Origin of the sequence: Ureibacillus suwonensis, assembly GCF_042655065.1 — a bacterium.
Classification (GTDB): Bacteria; Bacillota; Bacilli; order Bacillales_A; family Planococcaceae; genus Ureibacillus; species Ureibacillus suwonensis.
Genome location: NZ_JBHSNQ010000031.1, coordinates 1 through 17,052 on the forward strand (window position 1 = coordinate 1; position 17,052 = coordinate 17,052).

21 protein-coding genes are annotated in these 17,052 nt (G+C 43.6%); 1 reads left to right on the top strand and 20 read right to left on the bottom strand.

Going from position 1 to position 17,052, the window contains the following annotated elements; all coding sequences use genetic code 11:
- Window positions 1-1,191, bottom strand: a 1,191-nt coding sequence (locus ACFPOH_RS02370; protein WP_390308773.1) for a hypothetical protein, incomplete at its 3' end; no start/stop codon positions are given.
- 480 nt (window positions 1,192-1,671) lie between these two features.
- On the bottom strand, window positions 1,672-2,076 hold the full coding sequence (locus ACFPOH_RS02375) for a single-stranded DNA-binding protein (RefSeq protein ID WP_342470292.1): 405 nt from the start codon (window positions 2,074-2,076) through the stop codon (window positions 1,672-1,674).
- 289 nt (window positions 2,077-2,365) lie between these two features.
- Here ACFPOH_RS02375 and ACFPOH_RS02380 point away from each other — a divergent pair, with 289 nt between their 5' ends.
- Window positions 2,366-2,791: a YwpF family protein gene (locus ACFPOH_RS02380; RefSeq protein ID WP_342470294.1), complete on the top strand. Its 426-nt coding sequence runs from the start codon at window positions 2,366-2,368 to the stop codon at window positions 2,789-2,791.
- A 508-nt stretch (window positions 2,792-3,299) separates the two neighbouring features.
- Here ACFPOH_RS02380 and ACFPOH_RS02385 read toward each other — a convergent pair.
- From ACFPOH_RS02385 to atpG, 18 genes are all read right to left on the bottom strand, one after another.
- Window positions 3,300-3,656 (bottom strand): hypothetical protein, encoded by a 357-nt coding sequence (locus ACFPOH_RS02385; protein WP_342580923.1) that lies wholly within the window; start codon window positions 3,654-3,656, stop codon window positions 3,300-3,302.
- 123 nt (window positions 3,657-3,779) lie between these two features.
- Window positions 3,780-4,178 carry a hypothetical protein gene (locus ACFPOH_RS02390; RefSeq protein ID WP_342470296.1) on the bottom strand — a complete coding sequence of 133 codons (399 nt, stop codon included), beginning with the start codon at window positions 4,176-4,178 and terminating at the stop codon, window positions 3,780-3,782.
- A gap of 199 nt (window positions 4,179-4,377) precedes the next feature.
- Window positions 4,378-4,821 carry a 3-hydroxyacyl-ACP dehydratase FabZ gene (fabZ, locus tag ACFPOH_RS02395; RefSeq protein WP_390308774.1) on the bottom strand — a complete coding sequence of 148 codons (444 nt, stop codon included), beginning with the start codon at window positions 4,819-4,821 and terminating at the stop codon, window positions 4,378-4,380.
- A gap of 157 nt (window positions 4,822-4,978) precedes the next feature.
- Window positions 4,979-5,338: a DNA-directed RNA polymerase subunit beta gene (locus ACFPOH_RS02400; protein ID WP_342580921.1), complete on the bottom strand. Its 360-nt coding sequence runs from the start codon at window positions 5,336-5,338 to the stop codon at window positions 4,979-4,981.
- Between the two features lie 163 nt (window positions 5,339-5,501).
- Window positions 5,502-5,648, bottom strand: a complete 147-nt coding sequence (locus ACFPOH_RS02405; protein ID WP_390308775.1) for a hypothetical protein — start codon at window positions 5,646-5,648, stop codon at window positions 5,502-5,504.
- Window positions 5,648-6,490 (bottom strand): flagellar hook-basal body protein, encoded by an 843-nt coding sequence (locus ACFPOH_RS02410; protein WP_342470299.1) that lies wholly within the window; start codon window positions 6,488-6,490, stop codon window positions 5,648-5,650. Before ACFPOH_RS02410 ends, ACFPOH_RS02405 begins: the two co-directional genes overlap by 1 nt.
- Before the next feature lie 16 nt (window positions 6,491-6,506).
- Entirely contained in the window at window positions 6,507-7,325 is an 819-nt protein-coding gene (locus ACFPOH_RS02415; RefSeq protein ID WP_342470300.1) for a flagellar hook-basal body protein, read from the bottom strand.
- A 339-nt stretch (window positions 7,326-7,664) separates the two neighbouring features.
- Window positions 7,665-8,663 carry a rod shape-determining protein gene (mreB, locus tag ACFPOH_RS02420; RefSeq protein WP_342470302.1) on the bottom strand — a complete coding sequence of 333 codons (999 nt, stop codon included), beginning with the start codon at window positions 8,661-8,663 and terminating at the stop codon, window positions 7,665-7,667.
- A 499-nt stretch (window positions 8,664-9,162) separates the two neighbouring features.
- On the bottom strand, window positions 9,163-9,420 hold the full coding sequence (locus ACFPOH_RS02425; protein WP_016839306.1) for a sporulation transcriptional regulator SpoIIID: 258 nt from the start codon (window positions 9,418-9,420) through the stop codon (window positions 9,163-9,165).
- 224 nt (window positions 9,421-9,644) lie between these two features.
- On the bottom strand, window positions 9,645-10,313 hold the full coding sequence (locus tag ACFPOH_RS02430; RefSeq protein WP_390308778.1) for a peptidoglycan DD-metalloendopeptidase family protein: 669 nt from the start codon (window positions 10,311-10,313) through the stop codon (window positions 9,645-9,647).
- A gap of 150 nt (window positions 10,314-10,463) precedes the next feature.
- Window positions 10,464-11,414 (bottom strand): stage II sporulation protein D, encoded by a 951-nt coding sequence (spoIID, locus tag ACFPOH_RS02435; RefSeq protein WP_390308779.1) that lies wholly within the window; start codon window positions 11,412-11,414, stop codon window positions 10,464-10,466.
- Window positions 11,415-11,550: 136 nt separating this feature from the next.
- Entirely contained in the window at window positions 11,551-11,739 is a 189-nt protein-coding gene (locus ACFPOH_RS02440) for a hypothetical protein (protein ID WP_390308781.1), read from the bottom strand.
- A 42-nt stretch (window positions 11,740-11,781) separates the two neighbouring features.
- On the bottom strand, window positions 11,782-11,913 hold the full coding sequence (locus tag ACFPOH_RS02445) for a hypothetical protein (RefSeq protein ID WP_342580916.1): 132 nt from the start codon (window positions 11,911-11,913) through the stop codon (window positions 11,782-11,784).
- Window positions 11,914-12,134: 221 nt separating this feature from the next.
- On the bottom strand, window positions 12,135-13,460 hold the full coding sequence (gene murA, locus ACFPOH_RS02450; RefSeq protein WP_390308782.1) for a UDP-N-acetylglucosamine 1-carboxyvinyltransferase: 1,326 nt from the start codon (window positions 13,458-13,460) through the stop codon (window positions 12,135-12,137).
- Window positions 13,461-13,864: 404 nt separating this feature from the next.
- The gene (locus ACFPOH_RS02455) at window positions 13,865-14,128 is read right to left on the bottom strand and encodes a DUF1146 family protein (RefSeq protein ID WP_390308784.1); all 264 of its coding nucleotides are present in this window, start codon (window positions 14,126-14,128) and stop codon (window positions 13,865-13,867) included.
- Between the two features lie 140 nt (window positions 14,129-14,268).
- The gene (locus ACFPOH_RS02460) at window positions 14,269-14,676 is read right to left on the bottom strand and encodes a F0F1 ATP synthase subunit epsilon (protein ID WP_342580914.1); all 408 of its coding nucleotides are present in this window, start codon (window positions 14,674-14,676) and stop codon (window positions 14,269-14,271) included.
- 25 nt (window positions 14,677-14,701) lie between these two features.
- The gene (gene atpD, locus ACFPOH_RS02465) at window positions 14,702-16,117 is read right to left on the bottom strand and encodes a F0F1 ATP synthase subunit beta (protein WP_342580913.1); all 1,416 of its coding nucleotides are present in this window, start codon (window positions 16,115-16,117) and stop codon (window positions 14,702-14,704) included.
- A gap of 47 nt (window positions 16,118-16,164) precedes the next feature.
- Window positions 16,165-17,031: an ATP synthase F1 subunit gamma gene (atpG, locus tag ACFPOH_RS02470; protein WP_342470310.1), complete on the bottom strand. Its 867-nt coding sequence runs from the start codon at window positions 17,029-17,031 to the stop codon at window positions 16,165-16,167.
- Window positions 17,032-17,052 lie beyond the last annotated feature (21 nt).

Sequence of the window (17,052 nt, forward strand, 5' to 3'; positions counted from 1 at the left end):
AGCCCTACTCGCACTAAAGAATAAACCATCCACACCAATCGGAGCCCTATTCGCACTAAAGGCAAATCTATCCGCACCAATCGGAGTCGTATGCGCACTAAAGAATGAACCATCCGCACCAATCGGAGTCGTATGCGCACTAAAGAATGAACCATCCACACCAATCGGAGCCCTATTCGCACTAAAGAAGGTACCATCCGCTCCAAATGAAGCCCTATTCGCACTAAAGAATAAACCATCCGCACCAATCGGATCCCTATTCGCACTAAAGGCAAATCTATCCGCACCAATCGGAGTCGTATGCGCACTAAAGAATGAACCATCCGCACCAATCGGAACCCTATTCACACTAAAGAATGAACCATCCGCTCCAAATGAAGCCCTATTCGCACTAAAGAATAAACCATCCGCACCAATCGGAGCCCTATTCGCACTAAAGGCAAATCTATCCGCACCAATCGGAGTCGTATGCGCACTAAAGGCAAATCTATCCGCACCAATCGGAACCCTATTCACACTAAAGAATGAACCATCCGCTCCAAATGAAGCCCTACTCGCACTAAAGAATGAACCATGCACACCAATCGGAACCCTATTCGCACTAAAGAATAAACCATCCGCACCAATCGGAACCCTATTCACACTAAAGAATGAACCATCCGCTCCAAATGAAGCCCTATTCGCACTAAAGAATAAACCATCCACACCAATCGGAGCCCTATTCGCACTAAAGGCAAATCTATCCGCACCAATCGGAGTCGTATGCGCACTAAAGAATGAACCATCCGCACCAATCGGAGCCCTATTCGCACTAAAGAAGGTACCATCCGCTCCAAATGAAGCCCTATTCGCACTAAAGAATAAACCATCCGCACCAATCGGAACCCTATTCGCACTAAAGAAGGTACCATCCGCTCCAAATGAAGTCCTATTCACACTAAAGGCAGATCTATCCGCACCAATCGGAGCCCTATTCGCACTAAAGAAGGTACCATCCGCTCCAAATGAAGCCCTACTCGCACTAAAGAATAAACCATCCACACCAATCGGAGCCCTATTCACACTAAAGGCAAATCTATCCACACCAATCGGAGTCGTATGCGCACTAAAGAATGAACCATCCACACCAATCGGAGCCCTATTCACACTAATATAAAATCTATCCGCACCAAAGGAAAAGACGGACCCCAAAGCTGAACCTATCTACGCCAAAACCAAATACACACAAAAAAGACTGCCCAGAAAGTCATCCTTTCTTAGACAGTCTGACAACTAACCATAGGAGGAAGTTAGATAGGTGTGTTCTGATTTCCTCGTTTATTCGTATGTAGCCTCACTTTACCTTTATCCAGTTATCATATTCAATTGTAATCATGATCCATTATGCATTACCATGTATCCCTTCACTGCTGGGCGGTCACAAACCAGCAGTGTTTTTCTCACCCCCCATTTTCTTTATTTGTACTCCCCTTCAAACTCCAAAACAATTTTAGGCCATTCCCATTCATTTTCCATTCCCAACAATTTTTTTGCCTTTCGCTCCAACAAAATCAACAAAACCTTCCATTGTAAAAGAAAACCTGCCACTATGTGTTACCCGGAATCCTTTGCTTTGCTAACCTCCACTTTTTCCTGCAAAATGCAACCATCCTCAAAACTCTCAGCCGATTTTCAAATTGAAGACCCTTGCGTAACTGGTAATTCTTGTTCCGTTTCCGGAAGAACGAAATCCTTTTCAACTTCCGTTTGCTTATTTGGTGGCTTGAGTGAATAAAATCGGACATCATCGGCGACGACTTCAGTTGTATATACTTTTACATTTGCTTTTGTTAAATAGGAGCGTGATTGCAATCGTCCGTTGATTCCGATCAGTGAACCTTTGCCGCAATATTGGACGATCAGTTCCGCCAGCTTTCCCCATGCGGTAATGGAGACGAAATCGGCATCCACATCGCCCTGGCTATTGCGGTAATTGCGATTAACCGCCAGTACAAAACTCGTAGCCACACGATGTTCTCCAAATTCCCGAAGAACTGGATCTTTCGTTAATCGCCCGACTAGTCCGACATGATTCATCCATTCACCTCCTTTTTCTCAATCATAGCGGCAACTCCTTCTTTTGACAAAATCCCAAAATCAAGAAATGACCGCATTTTTCTATCTCAAACTTTCATTTTCCGGACAAAACAAATGTTCGTAAAATTTAACTCAAACTAGATCATGCCTGCTTTTATCCCCATTTTTTAAAAATGTCCAAAATAAAAGTTTGGCAATTTTTTAATTTTTTTCTTTACCCGATGTCTGAAAGCGTTCCTTTGCTATACTGATGAAAGAGGGCATTTCGATTATCATGGGAGGGAAACCTTTGAAAACTTTTAAAATGATTTCCTTTCAATTTGAACACGATGGTGTGGAAATCCCCCTGATCGACGGAATCATCATTAATCAGGAAAATCATGAAAAGACGTGGATTTTGGAGTTGTTTACAGAGCAGCCATATCGAAAGCATTTTGAAAGATTGTGGGAAACCCGGGAATCTTTTGATGTGCAAGTGACGATCACTTCCCCTGACAATGAACCCGCCCCCTTCACAGTGAAAGTGGAAACGATTGAAGAAATTGGAGATCGGCTTTCGGTTTTAATGAAGGGACATGTGCGAACGGTGCGGTTAAAATATGCGGAACAATTGTTGCAAACGTTGCTGGAGAAAAACTTATCAAAGGAAGAATTATTGAGTGAGTTCCGGAAAGGGATGAGGGAACGTCCATTATTGAAGGGGGAAAATGGCTGATTTTCTATCACGGATTTCAACAAGGAGCAGGCGTTATATTTACAGGTTTTGTGTCTTTCTCTATAAATATTATGAACATAGCGACACAGGCCATTTTTTATCTACAGTTTTTATGAACATATCGCCAGAATTTGTGTCCATTTCGACACAGGCCATTTTATCTACAGATTTTTTGAACTTATCACCTGATTTTGTGTCCATTTCACCAGTGCCTATTTTATTTACAGTTTTTATGTCTCATATCACCTGATTTTGTGCCGTTTCGCCAGTTCCCATTTTTATTTGCAGAATTTATGTCCATATCCCCTTCTTCCCCCCCCATCCAAACAAAGGGCGCTTGTCCAAAATCAAAACCGTTGAATCAAAAAATATGGAGCTATCCAAACCAGATAGCTCCGAAAAGGGCAAGGGGGATTTTTTGAATTTCTCGAGTCTAAAATACCAGAAGAGGCTTTGGACTTTGTCTCGTGGCTTCCTTTACCCCACATGGGAACTGGATGCGCAACCATTATTCATCCTTCGTATCAGCGTCACGAATGTCTTTGGCATCCTCAACGATATCTTCCTGGTTACCGCGTTCATCCCCGGTTACACCTTTATCATCCGGCATGACGTCTTCATTGCGTAGGCCTTGGTTTGTCCGTTTGTCATTGTCATTGATGTCATTATTGATCGTGTCATTGTCAAGGGCATCATTGACTCCCTCACCGACATCTTCGACACCTTCTTTGACTCCTTCACCCACATCTTCTACGCCTTCTTCAACGTCATTGCCTACCTCATTGATTGCGTTCTCATCGTCGTTATCATTACAGCCCACTAATAAAGCGGACCCTAACAATAACGCATAGATGAACGGTTTCATAAAAAATCCCCTCCTTTCTTCGCTAATCGTCACCTGCAAAGTGACTGATTTTAATTTGTGCGAAAAAAGAGGGAACTATCCATTATCGATTTTAGAACTTTTGCCATTTTCCGGATCAAAAGTTCATGGGCGTTCTTTTTCCTTCAATTGTTCTTTCAGTAGCTGTTCCACATAATGGGCTTCCGCTTTGCATCCATACGTATAATTCGTGCCCAGCTGTTTCTGCATTTTCTCGATGGTCTCAATTTGTTTTTTCGTCGGCTTTTCGTTCAAAATTTTGGCGATCACTTCGTCAATTTTATGGGCAATTTCTTCATGAAATTCGGGGCTCAGCAATATGTCCTGTGGCACTTTTTCAAACCATGCGGCATTTTCCAAAAAATATTGTTGCCATCTCTTCATGAATTCTTCCATTGAAAAACGGTCTTCATCCCAGCCGATGCTTGCCAAGTATTGCTCGAATGCGATCGAAATGGATCGTGTGATACTGATTTTTACGCCCGATGACAGCTGTTTATACATTCTAAAATAAAACCTCCTATGTTTAAAAGAGCCAAGGGTGCATATACTTCTCTCTACCTACAACCTAAAAAAATTCAACTGTTATATTTTATCTCTTTTGTTAATGAATTTCAAATTAAGGGAACACACTTATTACACAGTTCCAATCATTCTATTCATGATTGGAACCCTTTTGGACGTGTGTATTTCGGGAAGGAGTTTATTTTACTTTTGGTGCTTCCGGGCCGATTGCAAATAAAATGTCCGCTTCCGCAACGAGTTCGCCGTCAACCGTGGCAATGCCATGGCCTTTCCCCATCGAGCCGCGCAATTTGACAAATTCGACTTCCAATTTCAATTGATCGCCTGGCACGACTTGGCGCTTGAAACGGGCGTTGTCAATGCCTGTCAAAAATGCCAATCTCCCTTTGAATTGCTCAGTATTTAATAAAGCCACCCCTCCGACTTGCGCCAACGCTTCCACGATCAAAACGCCGGGCATTACCGGATAGCCAGGGAAATGGCCATTGAAGAAAGGTTCATTGATGGACACATTCTTGATGCCCACCACCCGTTTCCCTTCTTCCAGTTCAAGAATACGGTCCACTAATAAAAATGGATATCGGTGCGGTAAAATCGCCTGAATTTGTTCAACATTCAACATAACATTTCCCCCCATTATCAAAATCAAGCATACGAAATAAGCGGCAACGCAACATGATTCTCAGAATTTGAAGGCATCCGGACGCCAAAAAAGCGCCATTTCCAATATCAGCATGCATCATGAATTCAGCTTTCCACAAAAAAAGGCGGAGCATACTTTATTCTTTTCCGTTCATGATGTCCAGAATGTGCTGATATGTTTCCCATTTTAACGCATCCATCAGCTTGCCGTCACCAATGAGGCCGTAACCGATCATGAGCCCGAATATGGCTGCGAGCAACAACAGCACGAGCACAATGACAATCCGCAGCCAAATGGGAAACATTCTGGTGCGGTAAATTTTCAGGTTCTTTATGAAACTGTCGTCATTTGGCAGAGCTTCCTCATTCTTCTCGTTCTCTCTTTTATTCCGCTTCAGCCACTTTGAAAGTAGAACGCCCGATGCTTTAGGATCCTTTTCTTGCCGTTTCGTTCTTTTTTCCGTCAAAGTGGAGCCGCTTTTCATTTCGTTTGCCATTGTCTGTTCTCCCTGTTCATTCAAGTATTTTTGGTAAACGAATTTTGCCCATGGGTTCACACGATTATGAATGTGCCGTCAGAATCAACAGAATTCCGCCAGCATTTTTTTCTGTTCGCATGATTCGTCATCGTTCTTGATAAAATAAACGCAACAGCCGCATCTAAAGTTTCGCCTTTGCGGGGTTGCCCGGAATCAAACGAACTCGCTTCATTCCGCGCTTTGCACCATTCGTCAAAGCGCGGATGAAGGATGAAACAAAGGGTTCGTTCATTGTTTCACAAGTACGGATTTCCCTGATCATGACCATTAACGGATTCCGTTGATCAACCCCAACATTTGGTCCGCGATGGTGATGGCGCGGGCATTAAATTGATAGGATTTTTGCGCTTGGATCAACTGGGTCATTTCTTTGGCCATATTCACGTTGGACAATTCCAATTGATAATTTTCAAGGCCGATATTTTGGCGGGCATTTCCCTGCATATCCGTCAAAACATCGTTCAATTCGTAGCCCAATTCATTCAAGTTATCAGGCACGTCTATGTATTCGTCGGAAATCTTCATCATCAGTTGTGGCAAATGGATTTCAGTGACACCCAACAAAAAGGCTTGCTGCGTGCCATCCTCCAAATTGACGACCAATCTGCCGCCATTCTCGAGGGAAAAACTGCTCACCTCTTCATCGAACACGATCGGATTTCCATCGATGTCCGCCACTGCATAGCCGTCCGCATTGACGAGCATCATTTGCCCATTATTCATCGGGGTTGCATAAAAATCGCCTTTTCGTGTATACACCACATTCATGTCGCCGTTTTCATCCGGCATTAAAATATTAAAATATTGGCGCGCATTTTTGAACGCAAAGTCCAATGGGCGGTCCGTCGTCTGCAACGTTCCTTGGGCATTGTTTGTTTGGATTTGCGAAATTTTCGCACCGACACCGTAGCGGATTCCTTGCGGTGTCAATCTCGGTGACTGCTCATCTTTTCTCGTGTTGTGGTATTCCTGATACAGCATTTCGGAAAAGCGGGCTTCTTTCGCTTTATACCCGTTTGTGCCGATGTTGGCGATATTGTTGCTGATCGTGTCGATTTGAAGCTGGATTTGATTCAATGTGTTGGTAGCCGTCAGCATTGTCCGTAGCATGTTTCCGCCTCCTTCCTTATACTTTTCCTATTTCATTGACCGCTTTGTCCATGCTTTTGTCATAAGCTTGGACGACTTTTTGGTTTGCTTCGAAGGCGCGGTATGCCGTCAGAAGTTCCGTCATCGATTGCGCCGCATCAACATTGGAACCTTCCAAGAACCGCTGTCTGATGGAAAACGTGACATCGCCTTCTGCAAAGGCGGAAGGCAACGCTTGTCCGTCCTGTGTCCGGAACAATCCATTGTCCTGTTTCACCAGGTCATTGGCATTTGGGGCAAAAGCCACCCCGATTCTCGCCACCTGTTGTCCGTTTACGTACACGGCACCGTCTTCAGTGACTTGGAATTCTTCATTTGGGAGCTGGATGCGGTCTCCGTTTTCGGATAAAACGTAATATCCGTCCCCATTCACCAAATAGCCTTGTCCATCCAAAGCAAAGTTCCCGTTTCTTGTATAGGCCTCGCCTCCATCCGGATGTGCCAGACGGAAAAAGATGCTGCTCCCCGCAGGAAGGTTGCCGTTCATCAAGGCAAGGTCAGTATTGTAATCCGTTTCGTAAACATTGCCTTGCGCAAAGTTCGGCATTGTTTCTTGCAAGTAAATGCCGGTTGAAAGATTGCCAATCGGGCGGATCAAGTTCAGGTTTAATCCTTTTTTCGTCGGAACATTGGTATCATCAATGGCGGACATGAGCATTTCCGGGAATGAGCGGATCGTTGTCTGCTCCGCTTTGAACCCCGGTGTGTTCGCATTCGCCATATTGTTCGTCAAAATTTCCGTCTTTCTTTGCTGCGCCAGCATGCCGGAAGCTGCCGTATAGATTCCTCTAAACATGCTCTTTCCCCCTTCATTTGGTCAAAATGCCTCTCCTTTTTATATCGGTGGGAAGTCGCCAATCGATTATAGTTCGTTTTTCGCTTTCCACGGATTTTTGCAAGATCCTTTTCCTTCATCATTTCCGGGAATGTGCGGATAGAATGGATGCAATGGTGCCATGAATAAGTCATTTTGCCCATCGTTTGGATGAAACTTAGAATCACTAAGTTTTCTCAGGTCGGGTGCAACTTGGGAATTGCTGTGTTTCTACCCGCATATTCATGTCGTTTTGGATGAAATTCGGCTGTTTCTTTTTCCAGCCGAGGGTTCGCTTATTTCGTGTTGGAACGCTGGAAGTTAAAATCTTGAACCAGGTGAACGGTCGATGTTGTCAAGCATGATACCCGTTCCGATGGCCACGCAGTCCATTGGATTATCCGCAACAAGCACCGGCACTTTCAATTCTTGCATGAGCAATTGGTCCATGCCATGAAGCAATGCGCCGCCGCCTGTCAAAATCACGCCGCGGTCAATGATGTCTGCGGATAATTCCGGCGGCGTTTTTTCCAATACATTTTTCGCGGATTGAACAATCAATTGGACAGATTCATGCAATGCTTTTTCAATTTCGGCGGAATGGATCGTGATGGTGCGCGGAAGTCCTGTCACCATGTCGCGTCCGCGGATTTCCATCGATTCATCCCGGCCGCCAGGGAAAACCGTTCCGATGTTGATTTTAATGGCTTCCGCCGTACGTTCACCGATCAACAGTTTATATTCCTTCTTAATATATTGAAGAATATCATTGTCGAACGTATCTCCCGCCACTTTGATAGATTCGCTCGTCACAATATCCCCCATGGAAAGCACCGCGATATCTGTCGTACCGCCGCCGATATCGACCACCATGTTTCCGCTTGGTTGGAAAATGTCCATGCCTGCACCGATGGCAGCCACTTTCGGTTCTTCTTCCAGATACACTTTTTTGCCGCCTGATTTTTCAGCCGCTTCACGAATCGCTTTCTTTTCGACACTTGTGATGTTTGTCGGGCAGCAAATTAAAATGCGGGGTTTTGAGAAGAATCCTTTTACATCAAGTTTATTAAGGAAATGTCTTAACATCGCTTCCGTCAAATCGAAATCGGCAATAACCCCGTCTTTCAATGGACGGATGGCCACGATATTTCCTGGCGTACGCCCTACCATTCTTCTAGCTTCTTCACCAACCGCCAGCACTTTGTTGGTTTTTTTGTCGATTGCCACAACGGATGGTTCGTTTAGAACAATTCCCTTCCCCTTCACATAAATCAGTACATTAGCAGTTCCTAAGTCGATCCCTATATCCTTTGAAAACATGATAATCTAATTTCTCCTTCCAACATTTTGCGACTCTATTACTACGTTCATAATTTATACATTTTATCTAGAATATTTTATCATAATAAAATCTTATTTACAGCTTTATTCTGGGGGAATTTGACGTTTTTCACCGTTTTTCTACAAATTGTTCAAAATTTAGCTTCGGGTCAATATTGACTTTATAAAATCATTATTCTCTGAATAAAATCACAATCTTTGCGCCAAAAACCGGAAATATCGACTGGATGAATGGAGTTTCCGCCTTGTGAAAATACAGCCGCACGAGGCGGAATTGCCCCCGACGTTGCCGCAAATCCATCTTGGATAAACACAACCCTTATGGGGTGGAAAGCGTCTGCGCATCCGTTATAAGATGGAAAACGTATACATTTTCGCTTCATATACACCCGATCCGTCTTGCGGCCAACTTCCGCCCCAGGATGAAATGAAAAAGCATTCAGCCTGACTTCTGGCCAAAGTCAAACCAAATGCCTTTTCATTGTTTTTTTTGGGACTGCCACTTTCTACGTGTCGCCTCGCCCCCCCGTAAATGACGAACGGATTTGTGGTAGGCTAATATTTCTCTCACTTCTTTTGCCAATTCTTCATTCACTAATTGTAGCCGCTCTGTTAAGTCTTTGTGCACCGTACTTTTGGAATATCCTGTCATTTTCGCAAGGACCCGAACCGTCTCACCCGTCTCCACAAGCAGCTTTCCCAGTCGTACGCAACGGTGCCGAATGTGCTCGTGCACGTTCTCTTCCTTTCTCTCGGATATAAGAAGTGCAGTTTTGCCTACAATAAACAATCTATTTCGACGTTTTTCTGATACATGTATTTCATTGACGTTTGCAATCAGCGATTTAACGTTTATTCACCATATGTATGTTCCAACTTTTTCAGAACTTTTTTTCCCGGGAAAGTCAAAAGCGCAGCCTGGAAAGACGGGTGTTTCCGTCCAGGCTGCGCTTTCATTTGTTAGAAGTTTAAATAATTTCTTGGATTTACATGTTTTCCATCTTCCAACACTTCAAAGTGGAGATGGATGCCGGCAGTCGGATTCCAATCGTTTTCCGTTGTTGTGGCGATTGGTTGGCCTTGTTCCACCAAATCCCCTTTTTTCACAAGGATATCCGTTACAGAGCTGTAGTGTGTTTCCATTCCGTTAGGGTGTTCGATGATGATTTTATTTCCAGTGAACGCATCCAGCTTCACTTCTTTCACTTCACCGCTCATTGCAGCCAGTACTTCGAATGGCTCATTGTTGATGGAAATGGAAATTCCAGAGGATGTTGTGAATGTTTGATCGAATACAAGCAGCGCATTTTCGCGTGATTTCGCATCCGCATTGATATCATAGAAATCTTGCAATACTTTCACATTTTCCAGCTGGCTTTCATCAAATGGATATTTGAGCGTTTCCGTGCGAGCGTTTGTTTCAATGACCGGTGATTGCTCTTCCTGTGCAGTCGGTTCAGCCACCGTGTCACTCTCTTCTTTGCTTGTGAGTACGGAATAAGTCACAATTAAGACAATAAGTACTGCTGCAATGCCCCCATATATTGCCGGCCAAAACCATGGTTTTTGTTGCCAGTTCGTTTTTGGATTTTGAGAAGTATTATTTTGTTTGTTGTTGTCTTCTCTCATTTGTTCATCACCTCAATATGAAGGATGAACAAGTTTTGGAATTTCTAAACAAGTTTTTTGGAAATTTTCACTATTTTTTGCATAAACTTTTTCCAGACGTAATATTTGTGTAGTAAGGTGCTTTCAGTTACGTTTCCCGCTTGGCGGCTCTCATTTCGTACACATCATTTTTTCAATGGTTGTGTCTTTGTAGTAATGGGCGAGGATTTCATGGGCGGTTCTTCCCTGTTTCGCCATCGCATCGGCTCCGTATTGGCTCATGCCCACACCATGTCCGTAGCCTTCCGTCGTAATTTCGATTTTGTTATTGGCCACTTGGATTGTAAAATCGGTCGAACGCAAGTCCAACAAATCGCGGAAATCGCGGCCCGTCCATTCTTTGTTGCCGGATATGACTTTCTCCACCCTCCCCGTGTTGTTCAGTTTGGTACGGATTTTTTTGACCTCGTCCAAGGTCATGTTGACTTTTAATAGACGATTCCATTCTTCCAACGTCAACGTCTTTTTCGTTACATAGTTTTCCGCCTGAAAATCCGCGCTGGCGACGGATTGAAGATACGGCAAATCGACCCCGCTGTAATTTTTGGAGCTTTCCGTCCTGCCGTTGCTCATGGAGTGGAACATGGCCGTAATCAGTTCGCCGTTGTATTTCAGCACTTCTCCTTTCGTACTTTCTACGGCTTGTTTGATTTTTTGCTCGTTTTCGTCAAAAGTGGTCTGCCAATTGGCTTTTCTCGTATCTTCATCATAAAATACTTGTCTCAGCACAGTCGGCTCGATCGGGGTTTGGCCATAGTTCGTCGATTTCAGCACGTAGGTTCTTGCGGCGATGGCCTGGGCTTTCAAGGCTTCCGGATGAAAGTTGGCCGGCATTTCCGCCGCCACGACCCCGACCACATATTCTTCCAGTGGAATTGGATCCTTCTGGCCGGAGATGCGGATGAAAATATTGCAATCTTCCGTCGTCACCAACGGCCCCGATGCTTCTTTCAACGTTTTTTCGGAGTTTTTGAATAGAAACGGGAAGAAAAACAGCGCTGCGACAAATAATGTGATGGAAATCATGATTGCCAGGTTTTTGTGATGATCTATTCGTTTCATACATATTACTTATGATTGGAGAAAGGGAAATATATCTTTTTTGTGGAAGTTTTTTATTATTCATTCTTAGACTGATTTGAATTGGGATCAAAAAAACGCCCGAATGTTGCGCTAGTTTCGGACGCTCTTTTCCAAATCAGTTTCCTTTATCCCCTTTTTTCCATTGGTACGGCACGTTTGCCCAGTTGAAAAGCAGCATGAACAAGAAGGCCATGAAGCTTGATCCGAGATTGAATCCCCATTGAATTTCTTTCGACATGATCCACTGCACAAACGATAATGCTAGAAAAAAGGAAACTGCGTAAATAAAGGCTTTCTTTATCATCTTTCCCGCCCCCTATCAGAAATGCATAGTTTTTCAGTCATTTCATCTATGCTTCACAGCTACTGCAAGTTTTCCATTTTTCCGATGAATACTCCCGATATATGCGGAAGATTGCCGTTCAATAACGCCCCAATCGTTTCTTCCAATGATGCCGCTTTTTAAATTATTTTTCATCTCCATCCCTGCCAACACTTTTTACTTAAATATATCAACCCCATCCACCGGAATAAAGACAAAATTTTCAAAAAATAACCGGCTTTTCAATCCGGCTGCATCATCCAAAAAAATAAAACGACAAAACCTCTTGAACAGGATTTTGTCGTTCTAAGCATCTCTCTATGAATAAATGAAACACGCCCATCATATGGTACATTAGAAAAATAGAATGCCCGAAATTAAACATTCAGCGTAGTCCCTGTGGCAACATTCGGTTTCTTTGAATCCGTTTCCGATGAATCGCCGGAAACGCGCTCAATATTTGCCCCAAGCGCACGCAATTTCTTCTCGAAGTTCACGTAACCCCGATCCAAATGATACAGCTTCGTTACACGCGTTACTCCATCCGTCGCCAATCCAGCCAAAATCAACGCTGCTGCCGCACGCAAATCCGTTGCAGCCACTTCCGCACTTTGCAGTTTCACCGGTCCTTCAATAAACGTCGAACGGCCTTCAATTTTCAATGACGCATTCATGCGGCGAAACTCTTCCACATGCATGAAGCGGTTTTCAAATACCGTTTCCGTAATGATGCTCGTTCCATAAGCCGTCAGCATCAACGCCATCATTTGCGCCTGCATGTCTGTAGGGAATCCCGGATATGGCATCGTTTTCACATCGACCGCCTTCAAAGGATCTTTCGCACGTACCCGAAGTCCATTGCCTTCTTCCGTGATTTCCACGCCCATTTCACGCATTTTGGCAATCAGTGCGGTCAAATGTTCCGGAATCACATTTTCAATTAACACATCACCACGGGTAATCGCAGCGGCCACCATAAATGTCCCGGCTTCGATCCGGTCAGGAATGACATGATGAATCGTACCGTGCAGTTCTTTCACACCTTCAATGCGGATTGTGTCAGTTCCAGCCCCCATGACACGACCGCCCATTTTATTGATGAAATTGGCCAAGTCCACAATTTCCGGTTCTTTTGCCGCATTTTCGATCACTGTCGTACCGTCAGCCAATGCGGCAGCGGTCATAATATTTTCCGTTGCGCCAACACTTGGGAAATCCAAATAAATATTTGCCCCTTTTAAACGGTCCTGCACTCTTGCTTCCACATATCCATGGCCCGTCGTAATTTTCGCGCCCATTGCTTCAAAGCCTTTCAAATGCAGTTCAATCGGCCGGGAACCGATTGCGCAACCGCCCGGCATGGCAACGCGGGCATAGCCGTTTCGGGCAAGCAATGATCCCATCACCAAAATTGAGGCGCGCATTTTACTGACATAATCGAATGGTGCTTCACTTAATAAAGTTTTTTCCGCATTTATATGAATCTCATTATTTTCAACGTCATATTGTACTTCGGCATTTAAACTTTTCAATACTTCATTTATCGTATGAACATCCGCCAAATTTGGGACGTCTTTTATTACACTTGTATTCTTCGAAGCTAACAATGAAGCAGTTAAAATCGGCAATACAGCATTCTTTGCCCCTTCTATTTTAACTTTTCCTTGTAATCTTCGGCCTCCTGTAACAATCATTTTCTCCACAAATCGTCCCTCCGAATCCATTATCCAAAGATGCCTTACGCATTTAGTCACTAAAAAACAAACCATATCAATAGTAATGCTTAATTCTCTAATTTACAAGTGACTAAAAATACTAATTTCAAATATTTTTCAACATATATCTACAATTATATATTACGCACGTTAGGGAAATATGGTGAATTTTAACGGATTATCAAAAATTACTAACTTTTTCATAGCTTTTTGTCATTTCTGTAACAAATTTCTCTACATGATTGCCCAGGAAATAACACGGTATATGTGTTGTAACGACAAAAGAATCAAAATTTGTCATTTGCCCTTACAAATCATATATCATCCGAAGGGAAACAAATTTTTGATTAAAACCTATCAATCTATCGATCCATCGAATCGGGAAATAAGCACTAATTGTACTTGGAAAAGATGTAAGGAAGTTGTCGGGATAAACCGGTAAAATCGATCAGAAAATCCGACACCGTGTAGCCTAATGCAATGCTCAGCAAGATATACATGAGCTGAATTTGAAACGTCTTCCCTTTTTTGAAAACGACTTCCAACCGGATGGATTGCAATGCGTAAAAAGCGATGGCGATGAATAGAATGTGGGAAAAGATTTCAATGCCCGCCTGAACGCCCATTGTCTGATAAATATTCGTACCCATACCCATATGCGCGCCTCCTCCTTTTTGATCATGAAACATCCAAATTTTTATAAGGTAAAAAAAACTGGGAAACAACAACTTTCAAAGTAAAATAATTCCATATCCATTTATAGAAAAAGCGGACAGTCATACTGCCCGCTTATCTATTAAAATCTACCCTCATAAACGTTGATACGATTGATCGCACGTTTCAAAGCCAATTCAGCCCGTTTGAAGTCGATTTCATCGGACTTGCTTTGAAGACGTTCTTCAGCTCTCTTCTTCGCTGCTTGAGCACGAGCGAGATCAATGTTCTCAGCCACTTCAGCAGAAGGAGCCAAAATCGAGATTTTGTCTGGACGAACTTCAATAAAGCCACCGCTAACGGCTACTACTTTTTGCGAACCGTCTGCAAGCTTTAGTTTGACCGCGCTGATTTGCAGCGGTGCCACTAAAGGAATATGACCTGGAAGGATACCGATATCTCCAGAAACAGTTTTAGCGATTACCATTGTGATTTCTGAATCGTATACTGGGCCGTCCGGAGTGACAATATTGACTTGAACTGTCTTCATTTTTTTTCCTCCTCCGTCCGTAACATTATACCTCTACGCCCATTGCTTTAGCTCTTTCGATTACGTCTTCAATGCTTCCTACTAGACGGAATGCATCTTCTGGTAAATGGTCATATTTACCTTCCAAAATTTCTTTGAAGCTGCGCACTGTGTCTTTTACAGGAACATAAGAACCTGGTTGACCAGTGAATTGCTCAGCCACGTGGAAGTTTTGAGATAAGAAGAATTGGATACGACGAGCGCGTTCAACTGTTTTCTTATCTTCTTCGGATAATTCATCCATACCTAAGATGGCGATGATATCTTGCAATTCGCGGTAACGTTGCAATGTTTGCTGTACGCCGCGAGCCACTTGATAATGTTCTTCACCCACGATTTCAGGTGCCAACGCACGGGAAGTGGAAGCTAGTGGGTCCACCGCTGGGTAAATACCCATCTCAGACAATTTACGTTCAAGGTTTGTTGTTGAGTCTAAGTGAGCGAATGTTGTAGCCGGAGCCGGGTCAGTATAGTCGTCGGCTGGTACGTAAATCGCTTGGATTGACGTGATGGAACCTTTGTTTGTAGATGTGATCCGTTCTTGCAAGTTACCCATTTCCGTAGCAAGTGTTGGTTGGTAACCAACGGCTGATGGCATACGGCCAAGTAGGGCTGATACTTCCGAACCTGCTTGAGTGAAACGGAAGATGTTGTCGATGAACAATAGCACGTCTTGTCCTTGTTCATCACGGAAATATTCTGCCATTGTCAAACCAGTTAGGGCAACGCGCATACGGGCACCAGGCGGTTCGTTCATTTGTCCGAATACCATCGCAGTTTTGCTGATAACGCCTGAATCGCTCATTTCATGGTACAAGTCGTTACCTTCACGAGTACGTTCACCTACACCGGCGAATACAGAGATACCACCGTGTTCTTGTGCGATGTTATGGATTAACTCCTGGATCAATACGGTTTTACCTACTCCGGCACCACCGAATAGACCTACTTTACCACCTTTGATATAAGGTGCCAATAAGTCAACTACTTTGATACCTGTTTCAAGGATTTCTACTTTTGTGGAAAGTTCTTCAAATTTAGGTGCTTCGCGGTGAATTGGATCACGGCGAGCTTCCGTTGCGATATCATCTTTTTCATCAATTGGTTCACCTAAAACGTTGAATACACGTCCAAGCGTTACTTCTCCGACTGGGACAGAGATAGGTGCACCTGTGTTAGTTACTTCCGCGCCACGTTGAAGACCGTCAGTTGAGGCCATGGCAATTGTACGGACAGTGTCGTCTCCTAGGTGTAACGCTACTTCTAATGTCAAAGTAACAGTTTCTTCACCAGGACGATTTATGTTAACTTTTAGAGCGTCGTAGATATTTGGTAATTGTCCGTTTTGGAATTTTACGTCTACAACCGGACCCATTACCTGAACAACATGTCCTTTGTTCATTCCTGTGTACCCTCCTATCGTACATTTATACGTAACAAGGAGCTAGCCTATTGGATGGCTTCCGCTCCGCTGACAATTTCTGTAATTTCTTGAGTAATCGATGCTTGACGAGCACGGTTGTATTCGAGTGTAAGTGTTTTAACAAGTTCATTCGCGTTATCTGTCGCTGTTTTCATGGCAGTCATACGCGCAGCATGTTCACTTGCTTTCGCATCGAGCAATGCACCATAAATCAAGCTTTCAGCATATTGAGGCAATAGAACCTCCAAAATCGCTTCCGGACTTGGTTCGAACTCATAAGTTGCTTGAAGCCCTTCTGATGCTGGTGCCAAATCAGTGATCGGCAATACTTTTTTCTCCGTTACGACTTGTGAAATGACGCTCACGTAGTGGTTGTAGTACATATAAAGTTCATCATATGTACCATCAGCGAACATACCAACAGCTTTACGAGCGATTTGTTTAATTTGGGAGAATGATGGTTGGTCAGGAAGGCCGACAACGCTATCAATTACATTGTACCCACGCTTTTTAAAATACTCTGTAGGAACACGACCAATTGTAAAAATCACGAACTCGTCATTGGATTTATGACGTTCTTCGACTACACGTGCCAATTCACGAATCACGTTTGAGTTATATGGTCCAGCCAAACCGCGGTCAGAACCGATAATGATATAACCCGTCTTTTTCACAGGGCGTGCGACAAGCATTGGGTGAGTGACATCAGATGCGCCACTGGCGATGGATGCAACAACATCCTGCACTTTTTCCATATATGGAACGTAAGATTTCGCATTTTCTTCCGCTTTGGAACGTTTCGCAGCGGACACCATTTGCATCGCTTTTGTGATATGCCCTGTTTTACGCGTTGAGTTGATTCGGTTTTTAATATCGCGCAAACTTCTTGCCACTGGTATTTCACCACCTTTTCA

Bases quoted from the DNA above. Each gene is read 5' to 3' on its own strand.
- ACFPOH_RS02410 (WP_342470299.1), bottom strand. From the start codon at position 6,490: ATGCTACGGACAATGCTGACGGCTACCAACACATTGAATCAAATCCAG.
- ACFPOH_RS02445 (WP_342580916.1), bottom strand. From the start codon at position 11,913: ATGAAAAATAATTTAAAAAGCGGCATCATTGGAAGAAACGATTGGGGC.
- ACFPOH_RS02385 (WP_342580923.1), bottom strand. From the start codon at position 3,656: ATGAAACCGTTCATCTATGCGTTATTGTTAGGGTCCGCTTTATTAGTG.
- ACFPOH_RS02390 (WP_342470296.1), bottom strand. From the start codon at position 4,178: ATGTATAAACAGCTGTCATCGGGCGTAAAAATCAGTATCACACGATCC.
- ACFPOH_RS02455 (WP_390308784.1), bottom strand. From the start codon at position 14,128: ATGGGTATGGGTACGAATATTTATCAGACAATGGGCGTTCAGGCGGGC.
- ACFPOH_RS02415 (WP_342470300.1), bottom strand. From the start codon at position 7,325: ATGTTTAGAGGAATCTATACGGCAGCTTCCGGCATGCTGGCGCAGCAA.
- mreB (WP_342470302.1), bottom strand. From the start codon at position 8,663: ATGTTTTCAAAGGATATAGGGATCGACTTAGGAACTGCTAATGTACTG.
- fabZ (WP_390308774.1), bottom strand. From the start codon at position 4,821: ATGTTGAATGTTGAACAAATTCAGGCGATTTTACCGCACCGATATCCA.
- atpD (WP_342580913.1), bottom strand. From the start codon at position 16,117: ATGAACAAAGGACATGTTGTTCAGGTAATGGGTCCGGTTGTAGACGTA.
- ACFPOH_RS02400 (WP_342580921.1), bottom strand. From the start codon at position 5,338: ATGGCAAACGAAATGAAAAGCGGCTCCACTTTGACGGAAAAAAGAACG.
- ACFPOH_RS02375 (WP_342470292.1), bottom strand. From the start codon at position 2,076: ATGAATCATGTCGGACTAGTCGGGCGATTAACGAAAGATCCAGTTCTT.
- spoIID (WP_390308779.1), bottom strand. From the start codon at position 11,414: ATGAAACGAATAGATCATCACAAAAACCTGGCAATCATGATTTCCATC.
- ACFPOH_RS02405 (WP_390308775.1), bottom strand. From the start codon at position 5,648: ATGGTCATGATCAGGGAAATCCGTACTTGTGAAACAATGAACGAACCC.
- ACFPOH_RS02460 (WP_342580914.1), bottom strand. From the start codon at position 14,676: ATGAAGACAGTTCAAGTCAATATTGTCACTCCGGACGGCCCAGTATAC.
- ACFPOH_RS02430 (WP_390308778.1), bottom strand. From the start codon at position 10,313: ATGAGAGAAGACAACAACAAACAAAATAATACTTCTCAAAATCCAAAA.
- ACFPOH_RS02440 (WP_390308781.1), bottom strand. From the start codon at position 11,739: ATGATAAAGAAAGCCTTTATTTACGCAGTTTCCTTTTTTCTAGCATTA.